We start from the raw sequence: 22118 nt of genomic DNA, 5'->3' as shown, positions 1-22118 counted from the left end.
TTTAACACAGCCAAAGTTTAAAAAACATTTCCTGTTTTTATGATGTTTACCTTTACATTCGGTTCAAATTGGACATTTTGATATTCCTCATTCCAATTGATTTTCTTCCATAATTCAGGGTGAAAACTAGAAATTCGTCTTCCAATTCCCAACGCATCACAATTTGCCTGTAATAAAATGTCGGTTATTTCCTTTGCTTGTTTGGTTAATTCATCAGAAAGATCTTTATTTAGTTTTTTGATATTAAGTCTTTTACTTAAATCTTGAGTATAGCTACCTACTTCCACATTCATTTTGACATCAATTTTACAAGTTATTTTATTATCCTTATCCACTAAGACCTCTAAGTTTCTTCTCAAATCTCTAGTTGCAAAAGAAATAGCTCGACCCTTGCCTTCTGAACCCATTGTTAAAGCCATTCTGTTCTTCTTGCTTAATTGATCCATTAATAACATTAGTATACTGCTTTTTTCTCTTGATAAGGTTATCCCTGTATATTGATCATCGTTAACTAGTGCCACTCCAGCTACTTCAACTTTATTAGACTCTACTCTTTCCACATATGGTAAAATCATATCTTCACCAGGATCTAACATTTTTTTCCAAACTGTAAATGTTGTTTCTTTCGGTATGACCATATCCGCTTCCGTACCATTTAGTAATTGTAAGATGACAAATGCGATTGGGCTTTTTTCCTTTTCCACCGAAAGAATTTCTGTCGCTTTTCCTTTACTTATGATAATTTTGGAAGACATATAGGAATTCATATTTCGATAAAAAATCTCAATGAAAGGGTGAATCCCTTTTTTCGCTAGTTCTTCACCTATTATTACCACGAACGCTTTGCTAGTATCTATTTCACCCGCAATTCTACTATCGATATCTAATGCTAAACCAACAGGAGTCGGTCTTTCAGCAGATACTAGTTCATCGTATATATCAAATTGCCCTCCTCCTTTACTTTGTATGCTCAATGCTCTAACTGATCCATTAATTTTCCCCTCTTCCGTAACATCAAAACTGATTCCGTTCACCAGCGTTCGATTCACAAGAAGATGCTGGTCCCAACAGCCAGTCAACAGGATGGGGAGGATACATAAGATTATAATGAATATTATTCTCAAGCGGATTCACTACTTTCATGCTTTTTAAATAGGAACGAAAGGATTAAAAGCAAAGTTGGGATGATAAAAACAACCGCATAACTTAAATACGTAACATATTTGTTAAATAGAGTTATAATAGCGTCATTATGTGGAATCAATGTAATGGAAAAAATAATGAATCCATTCAATAAGACTACCTTTGGGTAATTCTTCTTATCTACATTCATGCTCTTACTCGCAAGAAATAAATAGGCAATAATAGAAGTGGACATTGGGACAATCCATATGGAGAGAAAAATTAGATCCACCCGATCGACCATTATATAAGTTATTCCTCTAAGTAAATTTAAAATCGGTTCTCTCATTTGTGCCAACTGATCTGAACTGAAACTGATGAGAGTAAGGAAGACAAAGAAGGTGTAAAAAGTGGCGATAAAAATGTTGGCCATTGATATCGTCTTTAATACTCCTTTTTTATTGTCAATAATGAAGGGGAATAAAAATAGGAGCCCTTCAAATCCCAACATCGCAAGAAGTGAATTGTTAGTACCCAATAAAATATTTTTGAATCCAGAACTTCCAATTGGAAGAATGTATTGAATCTCTTTAGGAGTAAACCAGCTTAAGAAAGAAGTAAACAATAATAATAGGATTAAGGAAGTTGCTAGGACAAAGAATCTTGCAATCATTCTTAAATCGCTAATCGTTAAGTAAATACAAGCGGTCAGGATGAGGATGGATATGATCCAACCTGGTGTTATAGGCAATAACCATAAATTAATGATTTTAATAAATAATATGGTGGCTAAGCCTCCGACAAAGATAAAATTCAAATAGATGAACAGATTAAGGAATTTCCCTAAAAAGCGTCCGAGGATCTTTTGAGTGATTTCCGTATAAATAAGATTGGGAAATCGTTTTAGTAATTGCCAATAGATGACGAGCATAATTTGAACAGCCACCCCTGCAATGAGCGTAGAAATCCATCCGTCTCCTTTAGCCGTCTTCTGCACGACATTCGGTAATGATAAAAGTCCTAGGCCAGTTTGACTTTGAATCATGAAAAAAAACAGCTGATATTTTGTAATCGAGATATTTTTTTCCATCATTTCTTCTTCCACGCCCTTATTCGCCCTTGTTGATTTGCGTATTCTGGCTTTGCATCAGTTGGTCGAGTATTTAATTTCCATAATGGAAGTCTTATCAACGAATCCTTTACATCTTCTTTTTTAAAAGGAGCCAAAGGCGAAAAATAAGGTGTACCAAAAGAATCTAATTTGCTTAAATGCATAAAAATCAACATTAAAACGAATACAATCCCAAAAAATCCAAACAGGGAGGCAGCTAGCATCGTTGGAAAACCTAATAACCTTGCACTAGTCCCCATTTCATTTATAGGAGCCACAAATGAGGCAATGGCCGTAAATCCAATCACAACAATCATCATATTCGATACGATATGAGCATCAACTACCGCTGTCCCAATAACCAATCCACCTACAATGCCGATTGTTTGCGCGATAGGTGAAGGCAATCGAATCGAAGCTTCCTTTAATAACTCCAAAATGATTTGCATGGCTATCGCCTCCGCCAAGGGAGGAAAAGGAACATATTCTAATGAAACCCTGATAGAGTAAAGAATTCCAATTGGAAGGACCTCTGAATGAAACGAAACGATGGCTATGTAGATGGCAGGCAAGCTAATCGCGATAATAAAACTAAAGACACGAATTAACCGAAAGAAAGAACCAACAAGCCAACGGCTATTATAGTCATCAGGTGCTTGATAAAACGCAAAAAAAGTAATCGGCACCACTAATACACGGGGATTTCCATCCACAATAATCGTGATCTTACCTTCTGTTATATAGGAAACCGCTCTATCTGGCCTTTCTGTAGCCAAAATTTGTGGAAATGGAGAAAACGGATGATCTTCAATAACCTCCTCTAATTCACCCGTTGAATAAAGCTGATCGATTTCGATGGAAGATAATCTTCGCTCCACTTCCTCAACAAGCTCTTTATTGGCAAGATTCTCTAGGTAAAGCATCCCCACTTTTGTATTTGAAAAATTTCCAATCGTAAAGTATTTCACTTTTAACTGCGGACTTTTAAGTCTCTTTCTTAAAAGCTGCAAATTCGAGCTAAAACTTTCAATAAAACCATCATGAGAACTTTTAATGCTCCGTTCGTTATTCGGTTCTTGAATAGCCCTTTCTTCTATTCCTCCTACCGAGGCCACATATGCTTGGGGATCTTTTTCTAGCAAAATCACACAGGATCTATCCAATAAATTTTTTCCTGCTTCTGAAATTATGGAAGTCTTTTTGATTTCTGCTGCATGGACGGTTTTTTCAATTTCACTCATTTTCCCTTCTAAAATAGGCTCGATAATCGAAGCTTGGAGAAGCTCCTTCTTTACCAGCGAATCAAGATAAATAATGACACACTTGCGGTTATGAAATTGTAGCTCTTTTTTCATTAAATCTTCTGTATGGCAAAAATGTTCTTCTAACATTCTTATATTTTTCTCAATATCCTCACAAAGCTGCCCACCATCATTTGAAGTGCTAGATAAAGATGATTTCTTTTTAAAGAAACTCATTTCTGAAAACTCCTTAGAAGACTATATATTCACTATTATTTCCTTAATATTTCCTCCTATTCCAAGAGAGGATGTGGTAACCCCCCCTGATTAAATCAAATCTAGGAACAACACCTTTACAAAAAACCCTCCAAAAATTACCCAATTTCTTTACAAGTAAACAAGTTAATGAGTATAATCAATATTAGAGTCTCAATTTTCAGTAGATATATAATATTCAGACTTAAATACTATTTAGGGGGAAAAACGAATGAAGGTCAAACATTGGTTATTGCTTTTAACATTTGGATTGTTGCTAAGTGTACTAGCCGCGTGTTCTGGTGATGAGTCAAAGGAACCTGCAGGTACCAATGCGAAAGAGGAGGAAAAGGAAGAAAAAGTACTTAACTTTTTAAACCCAGAAGCCATTCCTTCAATGGACCCATCTTTAGCTACAGATGAGTCTTCCTTTATCTATTTAGCTGCAACAATGGAAGGTTTATACCGATTAGATGAAAAATCACAACCATCTCCTGGGATTGCGACCAAGCATAAAGTAAGTGACGACGGCCTAACTTGGACCTTTACGTTACGAGAGGATGCAAAATGGTCAAATGGCGACCCGGTAACCGCTCATGATTTTGTCTATTCATGGCAGCGTGCTGTTGATCCAGCTACAGCATCTGAATATGGCCCGTATATGATGGGCGGAGTAATCAAAAATGCTGCTGCTGTAAACAAAGGTGAAGTAGCTGTTGACCAACTAGGTGTTAAAGCTGATGGCGATTATACTCTAGTTGTTGAATTGGAAAATCCAACACCATACTTTGAAACATTAACGACATTTGGAACCTTCTTCCCATTAAACAAAAAGTTTGTGGAAGAAAAAGGTGATAGTTTTGCAACTAGCTCAGAAAATTTAGTAGCGAACGGTCCTTACACCATTTCCAATTGGACTAGTACCAGTGATTCCTGGGAACTTGTAAAGAATAAAGATTATTGGGATGCAAAAACAGTAAAAATGGAGAGACTGACATTCAAAGTCGTAAAAGATCCACAAACTGCTTTAGATTTATATGAAGAAGGTACAGCTGATCGTATGGACTTAACATCCGATTTAGTTGACCAATACTCTACTAATGACGATTATGTGGTTTCAGCAGATACATTTGTTTATTTCTTAAAGTTTAATCAAACAAAATCAGAAGCATTAGCAAATAAGAATATTCGTGCTGCACTCAGCAGAGCTTTTGACAAGGAAGCGTTAGTAGGAGAGATTTTAAACAACGGGTCCATCGCTGCAAACGGCTTGGTTCCGAAAGACTTTACACCTATGCCTGAAACAGGTGATGATTTCCGTAAAGTAAGTGGAGATCTTGTCACGTATGACCTTGAGAAAGCAAAAGAGTTCTGGGCAAAGGGACTGGAAGAGTTAGGTACTGACTCCGTTGAACTTGAGTTCCTTGCCGATGATGACAAGACAACGAAAAACTTAGTTGAATACGTTGCAAACCAACTTTCAACGAATTTAAAAGGATTAAAGATCAACATTAAACAAATTCCAAAAAAGCAACGTCTTGAATTAGATAAAAATATGGATTATCAACTTCAACTTACCAGATGGGGCCCTGACTTCCTTGATCCATTTACTTACATGAACTTATGGATTACAGATGGCGGCAACAATATGACTGGATATTCTAGCGCGGAATATGACAAGTTGGTTAGTGAAACAGCTACAAAATTTGCTACAGATAATAAAGCACGCTATAAAAACTTCTTAGCGGCCGAAAAAGTGCTATTTGAAGATGCAGTAATTGCCCCTGTTTACCAGGCTTCAAGAGCACAACTAGTTTCTCCAAGAGTTCAAGGTGTGTTCGTGAACCCATTTGGTGCAACATACGAATATAAATGGGCAGATGTAGGTAACGAATAAGATTAATATATTAAGAGAGGGAGAAATGCCAATTGGTATTTCTCCCTCTCTTTTACTTTTACTTATGGTACGATTCATAGACCACTCTAGAATTCACTGCCTCCATTTTCACAGGCCATTCTTCGAGTTTATAGGCCATATCCCAAAACATATATTCAAGCTGACAACTGATTAAGAAATGTTCCTTCATCTTTTCCTTTTCTCTCTTTGGTGCTTCCTTTGCCCACTCATCTAGACGGGCACAAAATTTAGTGGTAATCGAATCGGTAATATTGCCATAAAAACTAATCCAATCATAAAAGGGGTGAGAGCGATCTGGATTAACCTCCGTTAATAATTTTTTCCCGATTTCCCAATAGGTCCACGGACATGGTAATAACACTGCTAAGATTTCTCCTAATGTTCCTTCATGCGCAACAGTAAGCATATGACGGATATATTGATGTGCTGATGGAGATAAGGGATATCCATGTAATTCCTCATATGGAACACCTGCCACTTGACAAAAGTTATTATGTGGATGGATTTCACTGTTTAATATAAATGAAATCTGCTTATTAAACATCTCCATTTCTTCACGACTCTCACACTTAGAAACCGCGATTCCATAGATTCGTATAAAAGAATTCAAGTATTCAAAGTCCTGTTTAACATAATGAATCAATTGTTCGCTTTTTAATTCCCCATTGGCAATTCCTTGGACAAAAGGATGTTCAAAAATCGCATTAAAGATAGGATTTGCTTCTTTTCTTAATTCTGCTGAAAAACTCATTTTACTTTCTCCCCCTTATTGGTTATTGGAAGACACTAGAGGAGAGCGACTAAATTTTCGAACACGAAAAAGCCGCTCCAAAAATGGAGCGGCAGAATAATAACTTTATATCCATACACAGACTCCACTTTCCTCCGCTAGTATGAACTAGATCAGGTTCAAAGGGTCCAAGATAACTCTTGTCTCAGCCATAAAATGGCTCCCCTAGTGGTCTTCCTATTAACTTAATGTTCAGTCTACACTCGCTTTCTACTTAAGTCAATCAATTTACATCTTACGTTTGGTACGGTTCTTAATGGTCTATTTTTTTGAAATAATTAAAAATCTTTTCTAACATGATTAGGTAGAGAACTGTGGTGAATTATGATAAAATAAAATAAATAAAAAAGACCATGTGTAACTGGCGAAACGCGGATAACCGCGAGGGAGCACATGGTGTCGTAGCCGTTCGCCTGGGCAGAGGTAAGGGAATTATATCCCTTACCTCTTTCTGTTTATTAAAGCAAAAAATTAGGAGGAAAATTATGAACACTATCACTTTAGAAAAAGTGAAAACTATCAAAACACTTAATAATATTGCAGAAAGTGGACTTAAGGTTTTCAAAAAGGACAATTTTTTGATTGATAACGGCAGTGAAAATCCGGATGCCATCCTTGTTCGTAGCTTTAATATGCACTCAGTAGAAATCGGCAATAATTTAAAAGCAATCGCAAGAGCTGGAGCAGGTGTGAATAATATTCCGGTAGAAAGATGTACAGAGCAAGGTATCGTTGTATTTAATACTCCTGGTGCAAATGCCAATGCCGTAAAAGAGATGGTACTAACCTCATTAATATCTTCATCCCGCAACCTTTTTGCCGGTGTTGCTTGGGCAAAGGCGTTGGATGGTGAAGGTAACCAAATTCCAAAGCTAGTGGAAGCTGGAAAAAAACAGTTTGTCGGAAAAGAAATTAAAGGAAAAACGTTAGGAGTCATTGGTTTAGGAGCAATTGGTGCGCTTGTAGCGAATGATGCGCTTGATTTAGATATGGATGTGATCGGGTTTGACCCGTTTATCTCTGTCGATACAGCTTGGAATTTGTCCCGTAATGTACAGCGGGCAATAACAATTGAACAGTTGTTCTCAGAATCTGATTATATTACTGTACACGTACCGTTAACCGAGGATACAAGAGAAATGTTTAACGAAGCAACATTTAGCATAATGAAGCCGGATGTTCATATTTTAAACTTCTCACGTGATGGCCTTGTGAATGAAAAAGACATGGCAGCAGCTCTCGAAAGCGGAAAAGTTGGGATGTATATTACAGATTTCCCGAATGAAAATGTGCTGAAAATGAAAAATACTGTTCCGATTCCGCACCTAGGTGCCTCTTCACATGAATCAGAGGAGAATTGTGCAATAATGGCGGCCCGTCAGGTGAAGGAATTTTTAGAAACAGGAAACATCAAAAACTCAGTAAATTTCCCAAATACTTACCTTCCTTATACAGGAAAGCAGCGAGTATTGGCATTTCACCACAATGTTCCAAACATGGTCGGACAGATTACATCTGCTATATCTAGTTATCATTTAAACATTGCGGATATGGTCAACAGAAGCAGAGGGGAATATGCATATACGTTGATTGACATTGATAATAAGGTAAATGGTGATGTTATTCCGGCATTAGAGGAAAAAATCAAACAAATTTCTGGCATGGTAACAGCTCGTATTATTTAAACATGAAAGAGGAATTAAGTTTCCATAAGAAATGGAGCCAAGTTTCAATACTGGCTCCATTTCTTATGCCTTAATCAATGTGATTGTTTTAAAGTACGTTTTAGGAATTCCCTAGTACGTTCTTGTGTTGGATTATTGAAAATTTGCTCTGGACTTCCTTCTTCTGCAATAACTCCCTTGTCCATAAATACCGCTCGATCAGATACTTCTTTTGCAAATTCCATTTCGTGCGTTACGATTAACATCGTAAGACCGGATTCTGCGAGTTCCTTCATGACTTTTAGAACCTCTCCTACCATTTCTGGATCAAGAGCTGAAGTTGGTTCATCAAATAACATCACATCTGGTTCCATAGAAAGTGCTCTTGCAATCGCCACACGCTGCTTTTGACCACCTGATAATTGCTTAGGTTTGGCATTAACGTATTTGTCCATCCCTACAACTTTCAAATACTTCAACGCTACTTTTTCAGCTTCTTCTTTGGAACGTTTTAATACTTTTACTTGTCCTACCACACAATTGTTTAAAACATTGTGATTGTTAAATAAGTTAAATTGTTGGAATACCATCCCTAAATGCTTCCGGTAGTCAGCTACATCATGCTTGTCATCCAAAATATTTTCACCATGATAGATTATTTGTCCGCCGCTTGGTTTTTCTAAAAGATTAATACAACGAAGAAGAGTTGATTTACCAGATCCTGAGGAACCGATGATGGAGACTACTTCTCCTTTATTCACCGAAAAATTAATGTCTTTTAATACTTCATGCGTTCCAAAGGATTTGTTTAAATGTTGAATATCAATAATCTTTTCCATATTCTCTCCTCCTTCTCCCATTATTTTTGACTTACTTCTAATTGTGTATCGTTTCCAATCATCGTATAGTTGTCAGAGCCATCTAATTTCTTTTCAAGGTATAGCAATATTCTTGTTACAATAAAGGTCATCACAAAATAAATCATACATGCTACGAAAAATGATTCAAAATATCTAAAGTTATTTCCTGAAATCGACTTTGTTACGAAATATAATTCTGTAACTGAGATAACATTCAGAACGGACGTATCTTTAATATTAATAACAAATTGATTTCCTGTTGCAGGTAGAATATTTCGAATAACCTGTGGTAATACAACATTCCACATCGTTTGTATATGATTCATTCCTATAGCATGAGCCGCTTCGAACTGCCCTTTATCAATCGAAACAATCCCACCACGAACAATTTCCGCCATATATGCTCCTGTATTGATCGATACAACAATAATCGCTGCAACAAAAACATTCATATCTAAACCAAATGCTAAAGCAGAACCATAATAAATTACCATAGCTTGTACAATCATCGGTGTTCCACGGAAGAATTCAATATAAATAGAAAGGATTACGTTAATCAATTTTAAAAATACTTTTTTCGCCCCACGTTCAGGTACTGGAATTGTTCGTATTACCCCTGCTAATAAACCAATAATTGCCCCAAAAACCGTCCCAATAAGAGCAATCAAAAGTGTTAAACCCGCACCACGAAGGAACATAGGCCAGTTTTCCGAGATTATTTTTATAACCCACTCAAGACTCATCTTTTTTCCTCCTTTACTGTATAAAACCGACTGTATGATTAAATACAGCCGGCTTCCTTATAATTATTTTGCTGCTGGTTGATTCTTAATAGCATTATCCATAATACTTGTACGTTCTTCCTCAGAGATACCTGCTAAAATTTTATTGATTTTATCTGTAAGGTCACTGCCTTTTTTAAGACCGACAGCGATTGCTGTATCATCTTCTGATGTTTCAAATCCCTCTTCAAATTCAACCATTACGTAGTTTTCATTAGCAGCTGATGCACTAACTCCTTCTGGACGCTCTGAAACGTATCCATCAATCATCCCTGATTCAAGAGCTACCCTCATTGCTGGGAAGTTGTCCATCGCCGTTTTCTTGTCTACACCTTCAATTTGGTCGATCACTGAATAGTGGAACGTATTTAATTGAGCTGTAACTTTTGCTCCTTTGAAATCTTGGATAGAAGTAGCCCCTTCATACTTGCTGCCTTTTTTCACAACCATAACTAAATTTGATGTATAGTAATTATCCGAAAAGTCGATGGCTTCTTTCCGTTCTGCTGTCGGTGACATACCAGCGATGATTGCATCAATTTTACCTGATGTTAAAGCTGGTACAAGGCCATCCCACTCTGTTTTGACAATAACTAATTCTTTTCCTAAACCTTCAGCCACTTTTTTAGCGATTTCTACATCATATCCGCCTGCATATTCTGCAGAGCCATCTATTTTAACCGCACCGTTGGAATCATCGTTTTGAGTCCAGTTGAATGGTGCATATCCTGCTTCAAGACCAACCTTAAAAGTATTATCTTCTGATGATCCAGAATCAGAACCATTACTTGTCCCACATCCTGCTAATAGAAGAATGGTTGAAACCAACAAAACTATGAATATTGTTAACTTGTTTCTCATGATGTTTCTCCTCCTGTTTTTCTATAGTTTACAAAAACAAAAAACGACCTGAGATAAACTCAGGTCGCACTATGCTAGTTCCCTAAAGTCCTCTCTTTTATCCCAAATGAGATAGCACAACTCAATAAACCAGAAAGTTTATTGAGACAGTCCTGCAGCTCTTAACTACAGACCCAGCATGTAATGACTCGAGAATATTACAAACTTCGGCGACATTTCCTTCTCCTTAGAATCACTGCTTCTCAAGCTCCACTAAAGACTGTTAAATATCGCGCCTCTACCTCACTGTAAAAAGTGAGGTCTTATTAAATTATCTTTATATACTACAGCATAATGTTGAAATCCGTCAACTGGTCCTTTTTAGAAAATTTAAACCACTGTTTCAACATGGTACAGCATGAGACGTTGTATTTATGTTCGGATTTGTTGAGATGAGTCGAGAGGCCTCTTTGCTATTGGATTATGCAAAAAAAGTAAAGTATCCTAGCACCCTATATATCTTTTTATATTATTTAAATGTTTAGCAAATACTAAATTCATCTTGTTTTCTTATGGAGTGATTTGTGTGTCACATAAAAAAGGTAGTTCGATACATTTTTTCTTGTTATTTGTTGTTATGCTTGTTCTTATTTGGTCCCTGATTAAACCTGAGGAAGGTTATAGGGTTTTGTTGATGGAGACGTTACCTTCAGTAGTAGTTTTAATATTCTTGATATCAACATACAATCGGTTTCGCCTTACCACTGTTTCCTATGTCATTATTACCCTTCTTGTCATTTTAACGTTTATAGGAGGGCATTATTCTTATTCCAAAGTTCCTCTCTTTACATGGATCAAAGATTACTTTGATTTACAAAGAAACTATTATGATCGGTTTGGTCATTTTCTTAAGGGGCTTATGGTCATAGTTGTAATAGAGATATTATTAAGGAAAACTGTTTTATTGAAAAGTAAAACGACAAATTTTATTGCTGTATGTATAACACTAGCAATCGGGGCTCTCTACGAAATCATTGAGTGGGTAAGTACAAAAATAGGGAAAGAAGGGAAAGCCACAAAAGATTTTTTAGGCATGCAAGGAGACATATGGGACTCCCAGAAGGATATGGCACTTTTACTAGTGGGTTCCATTCTTTCGCTTTTTTTCATAAAGATCCTTTATAAAGGATTGGGAAAAATAGATAATGAGTAGGTATCTAAATTAAAATAACGTAGATATCTCACCTGATTTAAATAGAAAACAACACTCTCCCGGCTCAAATAGCTGTAATATACGGTGCAGGTGAAGCCAATATTTATAATTACTTATCAATAATAAGTAATTACTGGAAGACCGCTGAGAATATTCTCAGTGGTTTTTCCTTTATGCTTTTAGTTTAGTATCAATGGAATAAAATTATTTTAGAATAACTTTGTAATAAAATCGTAATTTTGCTGTGATGTCACTGTTACGGCCTTCTAGTATATTGGAACTATCAAATCACACTAGGAGGTAACAATCATGCTTAAGAAATTAATCGTAGCATTAATCATTTTAGTTTCTTGTGGCACTTTGTTTGCTAACAAGGGTGATAAAGCAGAAGCAGCATATTATCATACAAAAGCAGTTTCAGTTGCAAAGGCTAACCTTGGAGTACCTTATCGATGGGGTGGGATGTCACCAAGCGGTTTTGATTGTTCAGGTCTTGTTAAGTATTCATATGCTAGAGCTGGAAAAACGCTAAACCGAACAGCCGCTCAAATGTTCTATGGAAACGGATATCGGATCTATAATTATATACAACCAGGTGATTTAATGTTCTATGCTCCAAACAAAGCAAGTAATCCAACACATGTTGCAATGTATATCGGAAACGGTAAAATGATTATGGCTTCTTCATCAAAGGGTGTCATGATTACAAGTACAAACAACCCATATTGGCATCCAAGATACATTGGAACAAAGCGCATTTAAAGACCATCCTTCCTAGATGGTCTTTTTCTTATCCATATACGATTTCTTCCATAAAAAAACTCTAAAAGTAACTGAAACCTAATAACTTGAAGCAACGTTAAAGTGTTGCTCCATTACTTATTGTTTTGTTTTATGGTAAAAAGTAGTCAATGTGGCTCTGTCAAAATTATTAATTGATATTAACAGAGCCTTTATTCTAAAAAATACCGCCTCTATTTATGGTACGGTTCACCGTAATGTATCTAAATGAGAACAATTTACGATTAAATTCCTCCACCCTGGCACACAGGAAATTTTTACTATACAATTTAATTAAGGAAAAGTAAAAAGTGTGGTGATTGCCTTGTTTAAGTTATTGCTAATAGAAGATGATAAAACATTGTTTAATGAAATCAAAGAAAGATTGACTGGGTGGTCTTACGATGTTTATGGTATTGATGATTTTAGTAAAGTGATTCAAGAATTTACAATCATAAAACCTGATTTAGTCATTATTGATATTCAATTGCCAAAATTTGATGGGTTTCATTGGTGTCGAATGATTCGATCCATTTCGAACGTTCCTATTCTATTTTTATCTTCACGTGATCATCCTACCGATATGGTGATGTCTATGCAGCTTGGAGCGGATGACTTTATTCAAAAGCCATTTCATTTTGATGTTCTCATTGCTAAGATACAGGCGATTCTTCGCCGAGTATATAATTACAATAATGAACCAATTTCACTTAAAACATGGTGCGGTGCAACAGTAGATTTTGAAAAAAATACTGTTGCAAATGACTCAGGTTCAATTGAGCTAACAAAGAATGAAATTTATATCTTAAAACTTCTTATTGAACAAAAGAATAAAATAGTGAGTCGAGAAGAATTAATCAAAAGCTTATGGGATGATGAGCGCTTTGTGAGTGATAATACCTTAACTGTCAATGTAAACCGGTTACGAAAAAAACTGGAGGAGCTTGGCTTAGGACAGTATATTGAAACAAAGGTTGGTCAAGGTTATATCGCTAAAGAAGAGGCAAATTTTAGATGATTAAAAAATATTTAATTGAAAGGCTCAGCTGGATTATTCTATTTTTATTTCTACAATTATTTATCATCCTTGTCTCATATTTTGATTCAACAATCCCGTTAGATCCTATCGTCTATATTGTCTTTTTATCATTGATTATTTTCACCATATTTTTAATTATCCGCTACAATAAGGAAACTAAATTTTATAAAAGTATAGAAGCGTGGGAAAACAATCTTGATTTAACGAGTATTTCTACTCCAGAGAGCCCTTTTGAAAAAATTATTGAGAATAGTGTTACGAGCCAGACTGAATTGTTGAAACAGATTGCTTCACAAAATCTGATGTCCTTAGAGCTGGAGAAAGATGAATTATTATCTTGGATTCATGAAGTTAAAACACCGTTAACAACTATGAGATTAATGATTGATCGACTAGACAATGGAACAATGAAATCGAATTTAATTTATGAATGGTTAAGAATTCATCTACTACTTGATCAGCAGCTTCATCAAAAACGTATACCATTTATAGAAAATGATTTATATATAGAGGTTACAGATATAAAAGTCTTAATCACTAAGGAAATTAAAGATTTACAATCTTGGTGTATTCAAAAAGGAATTGGCTTTGATTTACATATCGAGGTTAAAGATGTCCTTAGCGATGCCAAATGGCTAGCGTTTATCATCAGACAGCTTTTAACAAACGCCATAAAATATAGCGAAGCATCGGATATCATCGTTAAAAGTTATCAACATGATGATCAAACCATTTTAGAGGTGAAAGACTTTGGGCGAGGTATTGACCCAAAGGATATTACACGCATGTTTGATAAAGGCTTTACATCAACCGTAAAACACCATGATAATGCTGCAACAGGCATGGGATTATATTTAGCAAAAAAAGTAGCAAAGCCATTATTAATAAATATAGATGTACATTCAAAACTAGGAATTGGTACAACTTTCACTTTAATCTTTCCAAAAAGAAATCAATTCCTAAATATCACAGGCATGTGACAAAATTGTCACATGCTTTTATTATTTGTATGGTCAATCGAAGGAATCGGACAGCAAAGCCTTCTATAATAAAAATATCAAATCAAGAGGTGTGTGGATATGAATATTTTAGAAGCAACAAAAATTCATAAAAGCTATGGTAATAAATTTAACAAACAAGACGTACTGAAGGGTCTAGATGTTAGCATTAAAAATGGGGAATTTGTGAGTATCATGGGTGCATCGGGTTCAGGGAAAACAACCTTACTTAATATTCTTTCCTCAATTGATAAAGTTAGTAACGGGTCAATTTATATCGAAGGAAAAGAAATGACAGCCATGAAAGAAAAGCAATTAGCAGAATTCCGAAAAAATCATTTAGGTTTTATTTTTCAAGAATATAACTTATTAGATACCCTAACAGTTAAAGAAAATATTCTATTACCATTATCGATTACAAAAACAGCCAAGAGAGAAGCAGATGAGAAATTTAATACATTGGCTAAAGAGCTCGGCATTTATGATATAAAAGATAAATATCCAAATGAAATTTCCGGTGGTCAGAAACAGCGTACATCTGCAGCTCGAGCCTTTATTCATGAACCAAGCATTATTTTTGCTGACGAACCAACAGGGGCACTTGATTCAAAATCAGCTTCCGATTTGTTAAACAAACTAAGCGATTTAAATCAAAAACGAAATGCCACTATACTAATGGTCACTCATGATGCAGTCGCAGCCAGCTATTGCAGCCGGGTCATATTTATTAAGGATGGTCAAATCTATACTCAATTAACGAAGGGTGAGGAATCGAGACAGGATTTCTTCCATGACATCATGAAAACACAAGGTGTATTGGGCGGGGTGCAAAATGAGCATTAATCATCTCATCCTTCAAAACTTGAAAAAAAATTTGAAAAATTATTATCTCTATGTTTTTGCCCTAGTTTTTACAGTGGCACTGTATTTTGCCTTTGTCACACTGCAATTTGATCCTGCAATGGATGAAACAAAAGGTTCGATTAAAGGGGCAGCTGCAATCAAGACAGCATCCGTTTTACTCGTTGCGATTGTCTCCATTTTTCTTTTATACGCCAATAACATTTTTATTAAACGACGCAGTAAAGAAATTGGTTTATTTCAGTTAATAGGGATGACAAAAAGCAGAATTTTTCGCATTCTTACACTTGAAAATTTTATTCTATATTTTGGTTCCTTACTCATTGGAATCTTTATCGGGTTTTCTATTTCAAAATTAATCATGATGATCCTATTTAAAATTACCGGTGTTGAGGACGTCGCCACATTAAGATTTTCAACAGAAGCATTGATTCAAACTGTTGTTGTTTTTACTATGATCTATTTCTTTATCATGTTGATAAATTTTTTATTTATTAAAAGACAAAGTATCTTATCTCTATTTAGAGTTCTTTCATCGACAGAAGAAAAAGTTAAAAAAGTGTCTTTTTTTGAAATGATCTACGGAATTTTAGGGATTTTAATGATCCTTATAGGCTATTATATTTCATCCAAATTATTTAGTGGCGACTTTACAACAATGAATGAACTATTCTTAGCCATGCTCTTTATATTAGCGTCTGTTATTATCGGGACTTATCTTTTTTACAAAGGATCTGTTCGATTTATCTTTTATGTTATTCGAAAAAAGAAAGATGGTTATTTAACGATTAATGAAGTATTGTCTCTTTCATCCATCATGTTTCGGATGAAATCAAATGCTTTATTATTAACCATTATTACGACAGTATCTGCACTTGCTATCGGCTTGTTATCCTTAAGCTATATTTCGCACTACTCAGTAGAAAGATTAGCTCAAAATAATGTAGTAGCTGATTTTTCAATTACAAATAAACAAGATGCTGAAAATTTCAAAGAAGCATTAAAAATAAATGAAATTAAGTATAACGAAAAAATGATTGATGTCATTCAGGTATATGCAAACATAGAAAAAATAGCAGAATCAAAAATAGAGGGTATGAATTCTGATCCAAGGAATATGACAATTCCTGTCATCAGTGACAAGGCGGCCACTAGTGTTGAGTTATCTGCAGAGGAAACCCTTTTTACAGGTTATAATGATTCCATACAAAAATTTATGCCACTAAAAAGTTCAGGTCAAATCGAATTAAAAGGGAAAAATGTAGTGATACCGCAAAAATATTTAGGCCTAAGGAAGGAATACATCGTATCATACTATTTTACAAGCGGTGGATTCCCTGTCGCAATTGTGGATGAAACTATTTTTGAGCGATTAAAAAAAGATATTATCCCAGAAATTCAAAAAGAATCGACTCTTTATATCGGAATTGATTTGCAAGATGAAGCTAATTTGGAAGAAGCTAATGATCTTTTTCAAAATATGACCTTTAATGGTAAAAATGACTCACGTTTAGAAATGAGCAATAATCAGAAACGAAACATGGGGCTTATCATGTTTATCGTTGGCTTTTTAGGATTAACCTTTTTAGTTACATCTGGTTGTATTTTATACTTTAAACAAATGGATGAGAGCGAAGAAGAAAAACCTAATTATACGATATTAAGAAAGCTTGGATTTACACAAGGAGATTTGTTAAGAGGCATTCAAGCAAAGCAAATCTTTAATTTCGGTATCCCTTTAGTCATTGGCTTAACCCATAGTTATTTTGCAGTAAAATCCGGTTGGTTCATGTTTGGTACTGAATTGTGGACACCGATGATTATTGTCATGTTATTATATACCGCATTATACTCGATTTTCGGTATACTATCCGTACTCTATTATAAAAAAGTAATAAAAGAAGCACTATAATAATAGAAAATGATAAAGCTCCAGTCTAATATGGCTGGAGCCCAATTTTTAATTATCTTATACTTTTTAAGCTTTTACATTCAGCTGTTAAAAACCTCATTTACTTATGATACGGTTCCCCGTAACGTATCTAAATGAGGTTTAACCTTTGTTTACCAAAATGAATTTACTAGAAATTAAATAAAGAATAGTACTGATAAAATTCTATTACCCTCTTATAGTATTTCCAAGATTCAAAAACCTCTATCTCTTGTGGATGTGCAAATAGAGGGGAACTGGCAACTGGGCAAACTCAAAATTTAGAGGTTTTAACTGGCACTGCTTATGGGCAGAATAGGAATAATCTCTCTTGTAAACCTTCTAAGACTTCTTCTGGCACTTCCCTGACCTTGATATCCCCACCTAGGAAAAGCAGCCAATTTGTTATTTCGGTCAATTCTTCTGAATTATTAACATTGATAAAAGTCTTTAGAATGGCTGTGGTTTGGTAAGGATTCGTATAGGAAATTGAAACTTTTAAAGGATGATATTTTTTAAACTGGGCAATCGCCTTTGGACCAAGTTCAAGGACAAGGTTGATTACTTCTTCCTGCTTCATTATTTTTTCTAAAATCTTTTTCATACTTAATCTTTTTTTCATAGGGGATGGTTTGACATCGGTGAGATTGTCGACAGGGAAAATCCTCCTCTGTTCATCCTTTAAATCAAAGCCATCAATCAGCCAAGTTCCTTTTTCTTGATAAAGGTGCAAGAGAATAATTGGATATGAATTGATCACCTTATTTTCTTGGATGGTAATCAATAAATTGCGATCCGAAAGAAGGATTTGGATGAGTTTTTCTAACATAGGATGGGGTAGGTCTGACAGTTCAAGCAGGTCGGGATTATTAGGGTTGGTCCCTCCAAAAAGCAAGATTTGATTTAATAGAACAAGGTCATCTTGCTGGTTTTCTGAGATGAGGCCTAGTAATTTTTCAGCTAACGACTGACGACTCTTTAGATAAGGGAGTTGTTGATTTCTTGTGGCCATAAAGGCAATAAAAAGAGCTTTAATCTCATTATCGGTAAAGCGAACTGTGGGCAGGACAGAGTTGTTCATGACAAAATAACCCCCATCCCTTCCAACTTCAGCGACAAGCGGCATCCCCATGGATTCAATTTCTCTTATATCTCTAATAGCCGTCGAACGAGAGATGTTAAATTCTTGCATGATCTCAGAAATGGTAAAGTGGGATCGGTTGTTGATATACCGCATAATGATATTAATCCGTTCAACTTTTTTCATCGGGACCTCCTAAACAGTATCATTTTTTGACATGATTAAAGACTATTATAAACTCATCAAGTGAAAAGACAAATCATTTGAAAATCTAAAAAAGAGGATGGTTTGAATATGACAAATTATACCCTAGAAGAAAAAGAAAGCTTTACCGTTTTAGGTATTGGAACTGAGCTTAAGAGCCACTACACAGACTATGCTGGCATAAATAAAGAAAAGGCAGACTTCTGGTCGGCCGTTAAACAAGATGGAAGGCTTGAAAAGTTAAAAGCCGTAGCCACAAATGATTACATTTTTGTCGTGAATGAAGCGGTGAATAACAAGATGATGCATTATGCTGGCGTCATGACAGAGGCATCATTACCAGAAGCATCTAGGGTAATTCAATTTCCTAGAGGGGAATACCTGGTTGTAAAAGGGGAAGCAGAGACGTCTGAAGTGTTGAGTAATACGCTTACTGGTATTGCCTTTGGTCAAGTTTTGCCGGAAGCAAAGGATTTTGCCTATGTTGGCGGGCCAAATGCATCGGTTGAGATGGGACAGCGAGACGGCTTAGTATTTGGAGAAATGTGGATTCCTGTTGTTAGGAAATAAAAGGAGAGATGGAATTGTCCTATATCGTTGATTTTAAAAATGTGTCTACCGCTGGTGTAGAATCTTCACCCATAGCAGAAGCACTTGCAGGTTTACGTGCGAATGAAGCTCGTTACTTTATGAACAAATATAAGCATGAATTTACGGTTGTACCAGCTAGTGAAAGTCAGGAGACCCTTGAATATGTGAACCGAATTTTGAAAGAAGAACGTGATATTGAGTTTGCTGCCAAACCATTAGAAACATCGCGTTTTCAAGTAGAAAATATCAATTGGGCCTACGTCTTTTATGAGGATGGTCTTGAGGTCAACGTTTTGTATACGGTTGATGGCCCTAAGCCGAAGCGAGCTGTTGGTTTTAAGCTTTCTGAGGGGATGGAGATACCAAAGGAGTTAGAAGGAAAGTTTAAGTTTGCTAGACAGAAGTCTAAACTAGCTGGAACCATTCGGGGCTCTTTTTTTGTCATTAAAGGAGAATATTAAAGTAAGCATAAGCGCAAGTGGAGAAATTCAGCCATTCTTTGAATTTGGCCATTCTTTTTCTTCATTTGGATAAGAAAATCCTGATTGAAAATTACATTCATCGCAAGCGTAAAAACAACCATTCATCCAACAAATGTTTATCTAGGCATCCAAATAGCATAACAGCACCACTTTATCAAACTAAAGGGTGCTGTTTCTTTTTTCGCAAAAACCTCATTTACTTATGATACGGTTCACCGCACCTGTTTAAGCAGCAGTTTTTTTACTAATTTCCACAAACTATTAGCTTCATATCGAAAAGAATATTCTTTGAACAATATTGATTTTGCTAAAGAGTCATGTTTAAACAGTAACCTCTGTTGAGTCCGCTGTACTTCAAATGCACAAAAGAGCAATCCTTAAACTAATATGGTACCTATTAATAGGCTCCAAAGACCCTTAAACATTTGCAACTACTTTCGGCAGAGCGACCCAATGCCCCTTACTTATTTCAACGAGCTCGGATTGCTTCAATTGATATTTATCTTCATCTGTCTGCTCTTCCATTAACGTTCTTTTCTTCTTCGCTTCGATCTTCGGATCGGGAATTGGAATGGCAGAGAGCAGGGATTTTGTATAGTCATGCTGCGGGTTTGAATAGAGCTCCTCGCTTTCTGCAAGTTCTACAATTTTCCCGGCATACATGACCGCGACACGGTCACTTATATGCTTGACCATCGACAGGTCATGTGCAATAAATAAATAGGTCAGCCCAAGGCGATGCTGAAGGTCTTCTAACAATGTAACGACCTGAGATTGGATGGATACATCAAGTGCGGACAGCGGTTCATCACAGACGATGAATTTTGGTTCCACCGCAAGTGCACGTGCAATTCCGATCCGCTGCCGCTGCCCACCGGAAAATTCATGCGGATAGCGCAAAGCATGTGATGGCTCAAGCCCCACCATATCCAGCAGCTCTTCGACTCTCTTTTTTCTCGCATCCTTACTATCTGCGAGTTTATGAATATCCAATGCTTGCCCGATAATATCAAGCACTTTAAAGCGCGGATTAAGCGAGGCATACGGATCCTGGAAAATCATCTGCATATGCCGGCGCATCACTTTCATTTCTCCTTGCGAAAGCCGGTTCACTGGAATCCCTTGGTATAAAACCTCACCCCCAGTAGGTTCATTAAGACGTAAAACAGCTCTTCCTGTTGTCGACTTGCCGGATCCGGATTCACCGACGAGCCCTAGCGTTTCACCCGGCTTAATATGAAAGCTAATATTATCTACCGCTTTTAATACATTTCCTTTACCTAAATCAAAATATTGCTTGAGCGAACGGACATCAAGTAATGGGTTGCTTGAATCTGTGCCAGGCAAAATAAGCGGAGCACGCTTCGGTTTCTTTTTCTCATTAAGCCGGGGCAGTGCATGTAATAGCTTTAATGTATAGGGATGCTTCGGATTTTCAAAGATTTCCTCAGTCGTACCTGACTCGACAATTTCTCCATCCTTCATGACAGCCACACGGTCACACATACCAGCAACAACACCCAGATCATGTGTAATTAAAATGATCGATGTACCAAATCGCTCTTGCATATGTTTCATCAAATTTAAGATTTGCGCCTGTATGGTTACATCGAGGGCTGTAGTTGGTTCGTCGGCAATTAATAGTGTTGGACGGCAGGCAAGGGCTATGGCAATCATAACTCGTTGGCGCATCCCTCCAGAAAATTCATGCGGATATTGATTATAGCGTGTCTCGCTGTTACGAATCCCTACAAGCTTCAGTAATTCAATGGCTTCAGTCTTCGCATCTTTCTTAGATAATTTTTGATGCTTTCGTAAACTTTCGGCTATTTGCTTCCCAATCCGAATCGTCGGATTCAAGGAAGTCATTGGGTCTTGAAAAATCATCCCGATATCACGTCCGCGAATGCTTTCCATTTCTTTTTCCGTTTTATCGGCAAGATTTTCCCCTAAGAATAAGATTTCTCCCTCTTTCATGAAAGAAGGCGGAGATGGCAGCAGCCGCATAATCGACCGGGCAGTAACACTTTTACCACTTCCTGATTCTCCAACAATCCCTAATGTTTCCCCTTTTCGCACCTCGAAGCTCACACCTCGTACTGCTTCAAACTCCTCATCTCGGGACATAAATGACACTCGTAAATTATCAACCTTCAAAATTGGTTCCAATGCTTTTCCACCTGCCAAATAGTATATCTTCAAAATCCTATAATGTACTTTTAGGTTGTTTTTGTTGCTCTATGAAATACCAAAAAATATAAAAATAACTTAATATTGACATTATCTAAGTTTAAAGTATACTATTTCTATCGGAATAATGCAATTGGTATTAATGAGAGAGGAGGTGATTTCAATG

General features: G+C 36.2%; 19 protein-coding genes and 3 riboswitches. Of the genes, 10 read left to right on the top strand and 9 right to left on the bottom strand.

Going from position 1 to position 22118, the window contains the following annotated elements:
* Nucleotides 1-17 precede the first annotated feature (17 nt).
* Genes TR08_RS00200 through TR08_RS00190 form a run of 3 tightly spaced genes read right to left on the bottom strand, consistent with a single transcriptional unit; the run spans nt 18 to nt 3711 of the window.
* Complete coding sequence (locus TR08_RS00200; protein WP_045514628.1) at nt 18-1124, bottom strand: Ger(x)C family spore germination protein; 1107 nt, start codon at nt 1122-1124, stop codon at nt 18-20.
* Nucleotides 1121-2212, bottom strand: coding sequence for a GerAB/ArcD/ProY family transporter (locus TR08_RS00195; protein WP_193747653.1), 1092 nt, complete (start codon nt 2210-2212; stop codon nt 1121-1123). Before TR08_RS00195 ends, TR08_RS00200 begins: the two co-directional genes overlap by 4 nt.
* The gene (locus tag TR08_RS00190) at nt 2212-3711 is read right to left on the bottom strand and encodes a spore germination protein (protein ID WP_045514624.1); all 1500 of its coding nucleotides are present in this window, start codon (nt 3709-3711) and stop codon (nt 2212-2214) included. The genes TR08_RS00195 and TR08_RS00190 overlap by 1 nt, the downstream gene beginning before the upstream one ends.
* Before the next feature lie 250 nt (nt 3712-3961).
* Here TR08_RS00190 and TR08_RS00185 point away from each other — a divergent pair, with 250 nt between their 5' ends.
* The gene (locus tag TR08_RS00185; RefSeq protein ID WP_045514622.1) at nt 3962-5626 is read left to right on the top strand and encodes a peptide ABC transporter substrate-binding protein; all 1665 of its coding nucleotides are present in this window, start codon (nt 3962-3964) and stop codon (nt 5624-5626) included.
* A 58-nt stretch (nt 5627-5684) separates the two neighbouring features.
* On the opposite strand, the gene tenA is transcribed toward TR08_RS00185, so the two are convergent.
* Complete coding sequence (tenA, locus tag TR08_RS00180) at nt 5685-6398, bottom strand: thiaminase II (RefSeq protein WP_045514620.1); 714 nt, start codon at nt 6396-6398, stop codon at nt 5685-5687.
* 112 nt (nt 6399-6510) lie between these two features.
* A riboswitch (TPP riboswitch) is annotated at nt 6511-6614 on the bottom strand.
* A gap of 170 nt (nt 6615-6784) precedes the next feature.
* Nucleotides 6785-6863: riboswitch (ZMP/ZTP riboswitch) on the top strand.
* 59 nt (nt 6864-6922) lie between these two features.
* Between tenA and TR08_RS00175 the strand changes: the two genes are divergently transcribed.
* A complete protein-coding gene (locus TR08_RS00175) occupies nt 6923-8122 on the top strand; it encodes a phosphoglycerate dehydrogenase (RefSeq protein ID WP_045514617.1) in 1200 nt (399 codons plus the stop codon).
* Nucleotides 8123-8196: 74 nt separating this feature from the next.
* Here TR08_RS00175 and TR08_RS00170 read toward each other — a convergent pair whose 3' ends face one another.
* The 3 genes from TR08_RS00170 to TR08_RS00160 all read right to left on the bottom strand — a co-directional run bounded on the left by TR08_RS00170 (nt 8197) and on the right by TR08_RS00160 (nt 10604).
* Complete coding sequence (locus TR08_RS00170; protein WP_045514614.1) at nt 8197-8940, bottom strand: amino acid ABC transporter ATP-binding protein; 744 nt, start codon at nt 8938-8940, stop codon at nt 8197-8199.
* 20 nt (nt 8941-8960) lie between these two features.
* Nucleotides 8961-9704: an amino acid ABC transporter permease gene (locus tag TR08_RS00165; protein ID WP_045514611.1), complete on the bottom strand. Its 744-nt coding sequence runs from the start codon at nt 9702-9704 to the stop codon at nt 8961-8963.
* A 63-nt stretch (nt 9705-9767) separates the two neighbouring features.
* Nucleotides 9768-10604 (bottom strand): transporter substrate-binding domain-containing protein, encoded by an 837-nt coding sequence (locus tag TR08_RS00160; RefSeq protein ID WP_045514609.1) that lies wholly within the window; start codon nt 10602-10604, stop codon nt 9768-9770.
* Between the two features lie 104 nt (nt 10605-10708).
* Nucleotides 10709-10892: riboswitch (Lysine riboswitch) on the bottom strand.
* Nucleotides 10893-11169: 277 nt separating this feature from the next.
* Between TR08_RS00160 and TR08_RS00155 the strand changes: the two genes are divergently transcribed.
* From TR08_RS00155 to TR08_RS00130, 6 genes are all read left to right on the top strand, one after another.
* Nucleotides 11170-11796, top strand: a complete 627-nt coding sequence (locus TR08_RS00155) for a DUF2238 domain-containing protein (RefSeq protein WP_238579039.1) — start codon at nt 11170-11172, stop codon at nt 11794-11796.
* 309 nt (nt 11797-12105) lie between these two features.
* Nucleotides 12106-12558, top strand: coding sequence for a C40 family peptidase (locus tag TR08_RS00150; RefSeq protein ID WP_045514606.1), 453 nt, complete (start codon nt 12106-12108; stop codon nt 12556-12558).
* A gap of 343 nt (nt 12559-12901) precedes the next feature.
* Entirely contained in the window at nt 12902-13594 is a 693-nt protein-coding gene (locus TR08_RS00145) for a response regulator transcription factor (RefSeq protein WP_045514815.1), read from the top strand.
* Nucleotides 13591-14595, top strand: coding sequence for a sensor histidine kinase (locus tag TR08_RS00140; protein WP_045514603.1), 1005 nt, complete (start codon nt 13591-13593; stop codon nt 14593-14595). Before TR08_RS00145 ends, TR08_RS00140 begins: the two co-directional genes overlap by 4 nt.
* 99 nt (nt 14596-14694) lie before the next feature.
* Nucleotides 14695-15456, top strand: a complete 762-nt coding sequence (locus TR08_RS00135; RefSeq protein WP_045514601.1) for an ABC transporter ATP-binding protein — start codon at nt 14695-14697, stop codon at nt 15454-15456.
* Nucleotides 15446-17386, top strand: a complete 1941-nt coding sequence (locus tag TR08_RS00130; RefSeq protein ID WP_045514599.1) for an ABC transporter permease — start codon at nt 15446-15448, stop codon at nt 17384-17386. The genes TR08_RS00135 and TR08_RS00130 overlap by 11 nt, the downstream gene beginning before the upstream one ends.
* A gap of 322 nt (nt 17387-17708) precedes the next feature.
* Here the strand turns inward: TR08_RS00130 and TR08_RS00125 are convergent, their stop codons facing one another.
* Nucleotides 17709-18671 carry a helix-turn-helix transcriptional regulator gene (locus tag TR08_RS00125; RefSeq protein WP_045514598.1) on the bottom strand — a complete coding sequence of 321 codons (963 nt, stop codon included), beginning with the start codon at nt 18669-18671 and terminating at the stop codon, nt 17709-17711.
* Nucleotides 18672-18779: 108 nt separating this feature from the next.
* Here TR08_RS00125 and TR08_RS00120 point away from each other — a divergent pair, with 108 nt between their 5' ends.
* Together TR08_RS00120 and TR08_RS00115 are read left to right on the top strand one after the other, a co-directional pair.
* The gene (locus tag TR08_RS00120) at nt 18780-19259 is read left to right on the top strand and encodes a GyrI-like domain-containing protein (RefSeq protein ID WP_045514596.1); all 480 of its coding nucleotides are present in this window, start codon (nt 18780-18782) and stop codon (nt 19257-19259) included.
* 14 nt (nt 19260-19273) lie between these two features.
* On the top strand, nt 19274-19741 hold the full coding sequence (locus TR08_RS00115; RefSeq protein ID WP_045514591.1) for a hypothetical protein: 468 nt from the start codon (nt 19274-19276) through the stop codon (nt 19739-19741).
* 438 nt (nt 19742-20179) lie between these two features.
* Here TR08_RS00115 and TR08_RS33510 read toward each other — a convergent pair whose 3' ends face one another.
* Entirely contained in the window at nt 20180-21931 is a 1752-nt protein-coding gene (locus TR08_RS33510; RefSeq protein ID WP_045514589.1) for an ABC transporter ATP-binding protein, read from the bottom strand.
* Between the last annotated feature and the right edge of the window lie 187 nt (nt 21932-22118).

Source organism: Neobacillus niacini, from assembly GCF_000759675.1.
Classification (GTDB): domain Bacteria; phylum Bacillota; class Bacilli; order Bacillales; family Cytobacillaceae; genus Neobacillus; species Neobacillus niacini_A.
This window is presented reverse-complemented; position numbering and strand designations above follow the sequence as displayed.

Bases quoted from the DNA above. Each gene is read 5' to 3' on its own strand.
- TR08_RS00195 (WP_193747653.1), bottom strand. From the start codon at position 2,212: ATGGAAAAAAATATCTCGATTACAAAATATCAGCTGTTTTTTTTCATG.
- TR08_RS00190 (WP_045514624.1), bottom strand. From the start codon at position 3,711: ATGAGTTTCTTTAAAAAGAAATCATCTTTATCTAGCACTTCAAATGAT.
- TR08_RS00185 (WP_045514622.1), top strand. From the start codon at position 3,962: ATGAAGGTCAAACATTGGTTATTGCTTTTAACATTTGGATTGTTGCTA.
- tenA (WP_045514620.1), bottom strand. From the start codon at position 6,398: ATGAGTTTTTCAGCAGAATTAAGAAAAGAAGCAAATCCTATCTTTAAT.
- TR08_RS00175 (WP_045514617.1), top strand. From the start codon at position 6,923: ATGAACACTATCACTTTAGAAAAAGTGAAAACTATCAAAACACTTAAT.
- TR08_RS00170 (WP_045514614.1), bottom strand. From the start codon at position 8,940: ATGGAAAAGATTATTGATATTCAACATTTAAACAAATCCTTTGGAACG.
- TR08_RS00165 (WP_045514611.1), bottom strand. From the start codon at position 9,704: ATGAGTCTTGAGTGGGTTATAAAAATAATCTCGGAAAACTGGCCTATG.
- TR08_RS00160 (WP_045514609.1), bottom strand. From the start codon at position 10,604: ATGAGAAACAAGTTAACAATATTCATAGTTTTGTTGGTTTCAACCATT.
- TR08_RS00150 (WP_045514606.1), top strand. From the start codon at position 12,106: ATGCTTAAGAAATTAATCGTAGCATTAATCATTTTAGTTTCTTGTGGC.
- TR08_RS00140 (WP_045514603.1), top strand. From the start codon at position 13,591: ATGATTAAAAAATATTTAATTGAAAGGCTCAGCTGGATTATTCTATTT.
- TR08_RS00135 (WP_045514601.1), top strand. From the start codon at position 14,695: ATGAATATTTTAGAAGCAACAAAAATTCATAAAAGCTATGGTAATAAA.
- TR08_RS00130 (WP_045514599.1), top strand. From the start codon at position 15,446: ATGAGCATTAATCATCTCATCCTTCAAAACTTGAAAAAAAATTTGAAA.
- TR08_RS00125 (WP_045514598.1), bottom strand. From the start codon at position 18,671: ATGAAAAAAGTTGAACGGATTAATATCATTATGCGGTATATCAACAAC.
- TR08_RS00120 (WP_045514596.1), top strand. From the start codon at position 18,780: ATGACAAATTATACCCTAGAAGAAAAAGAAAGCTTTACCGTTTTAGGT.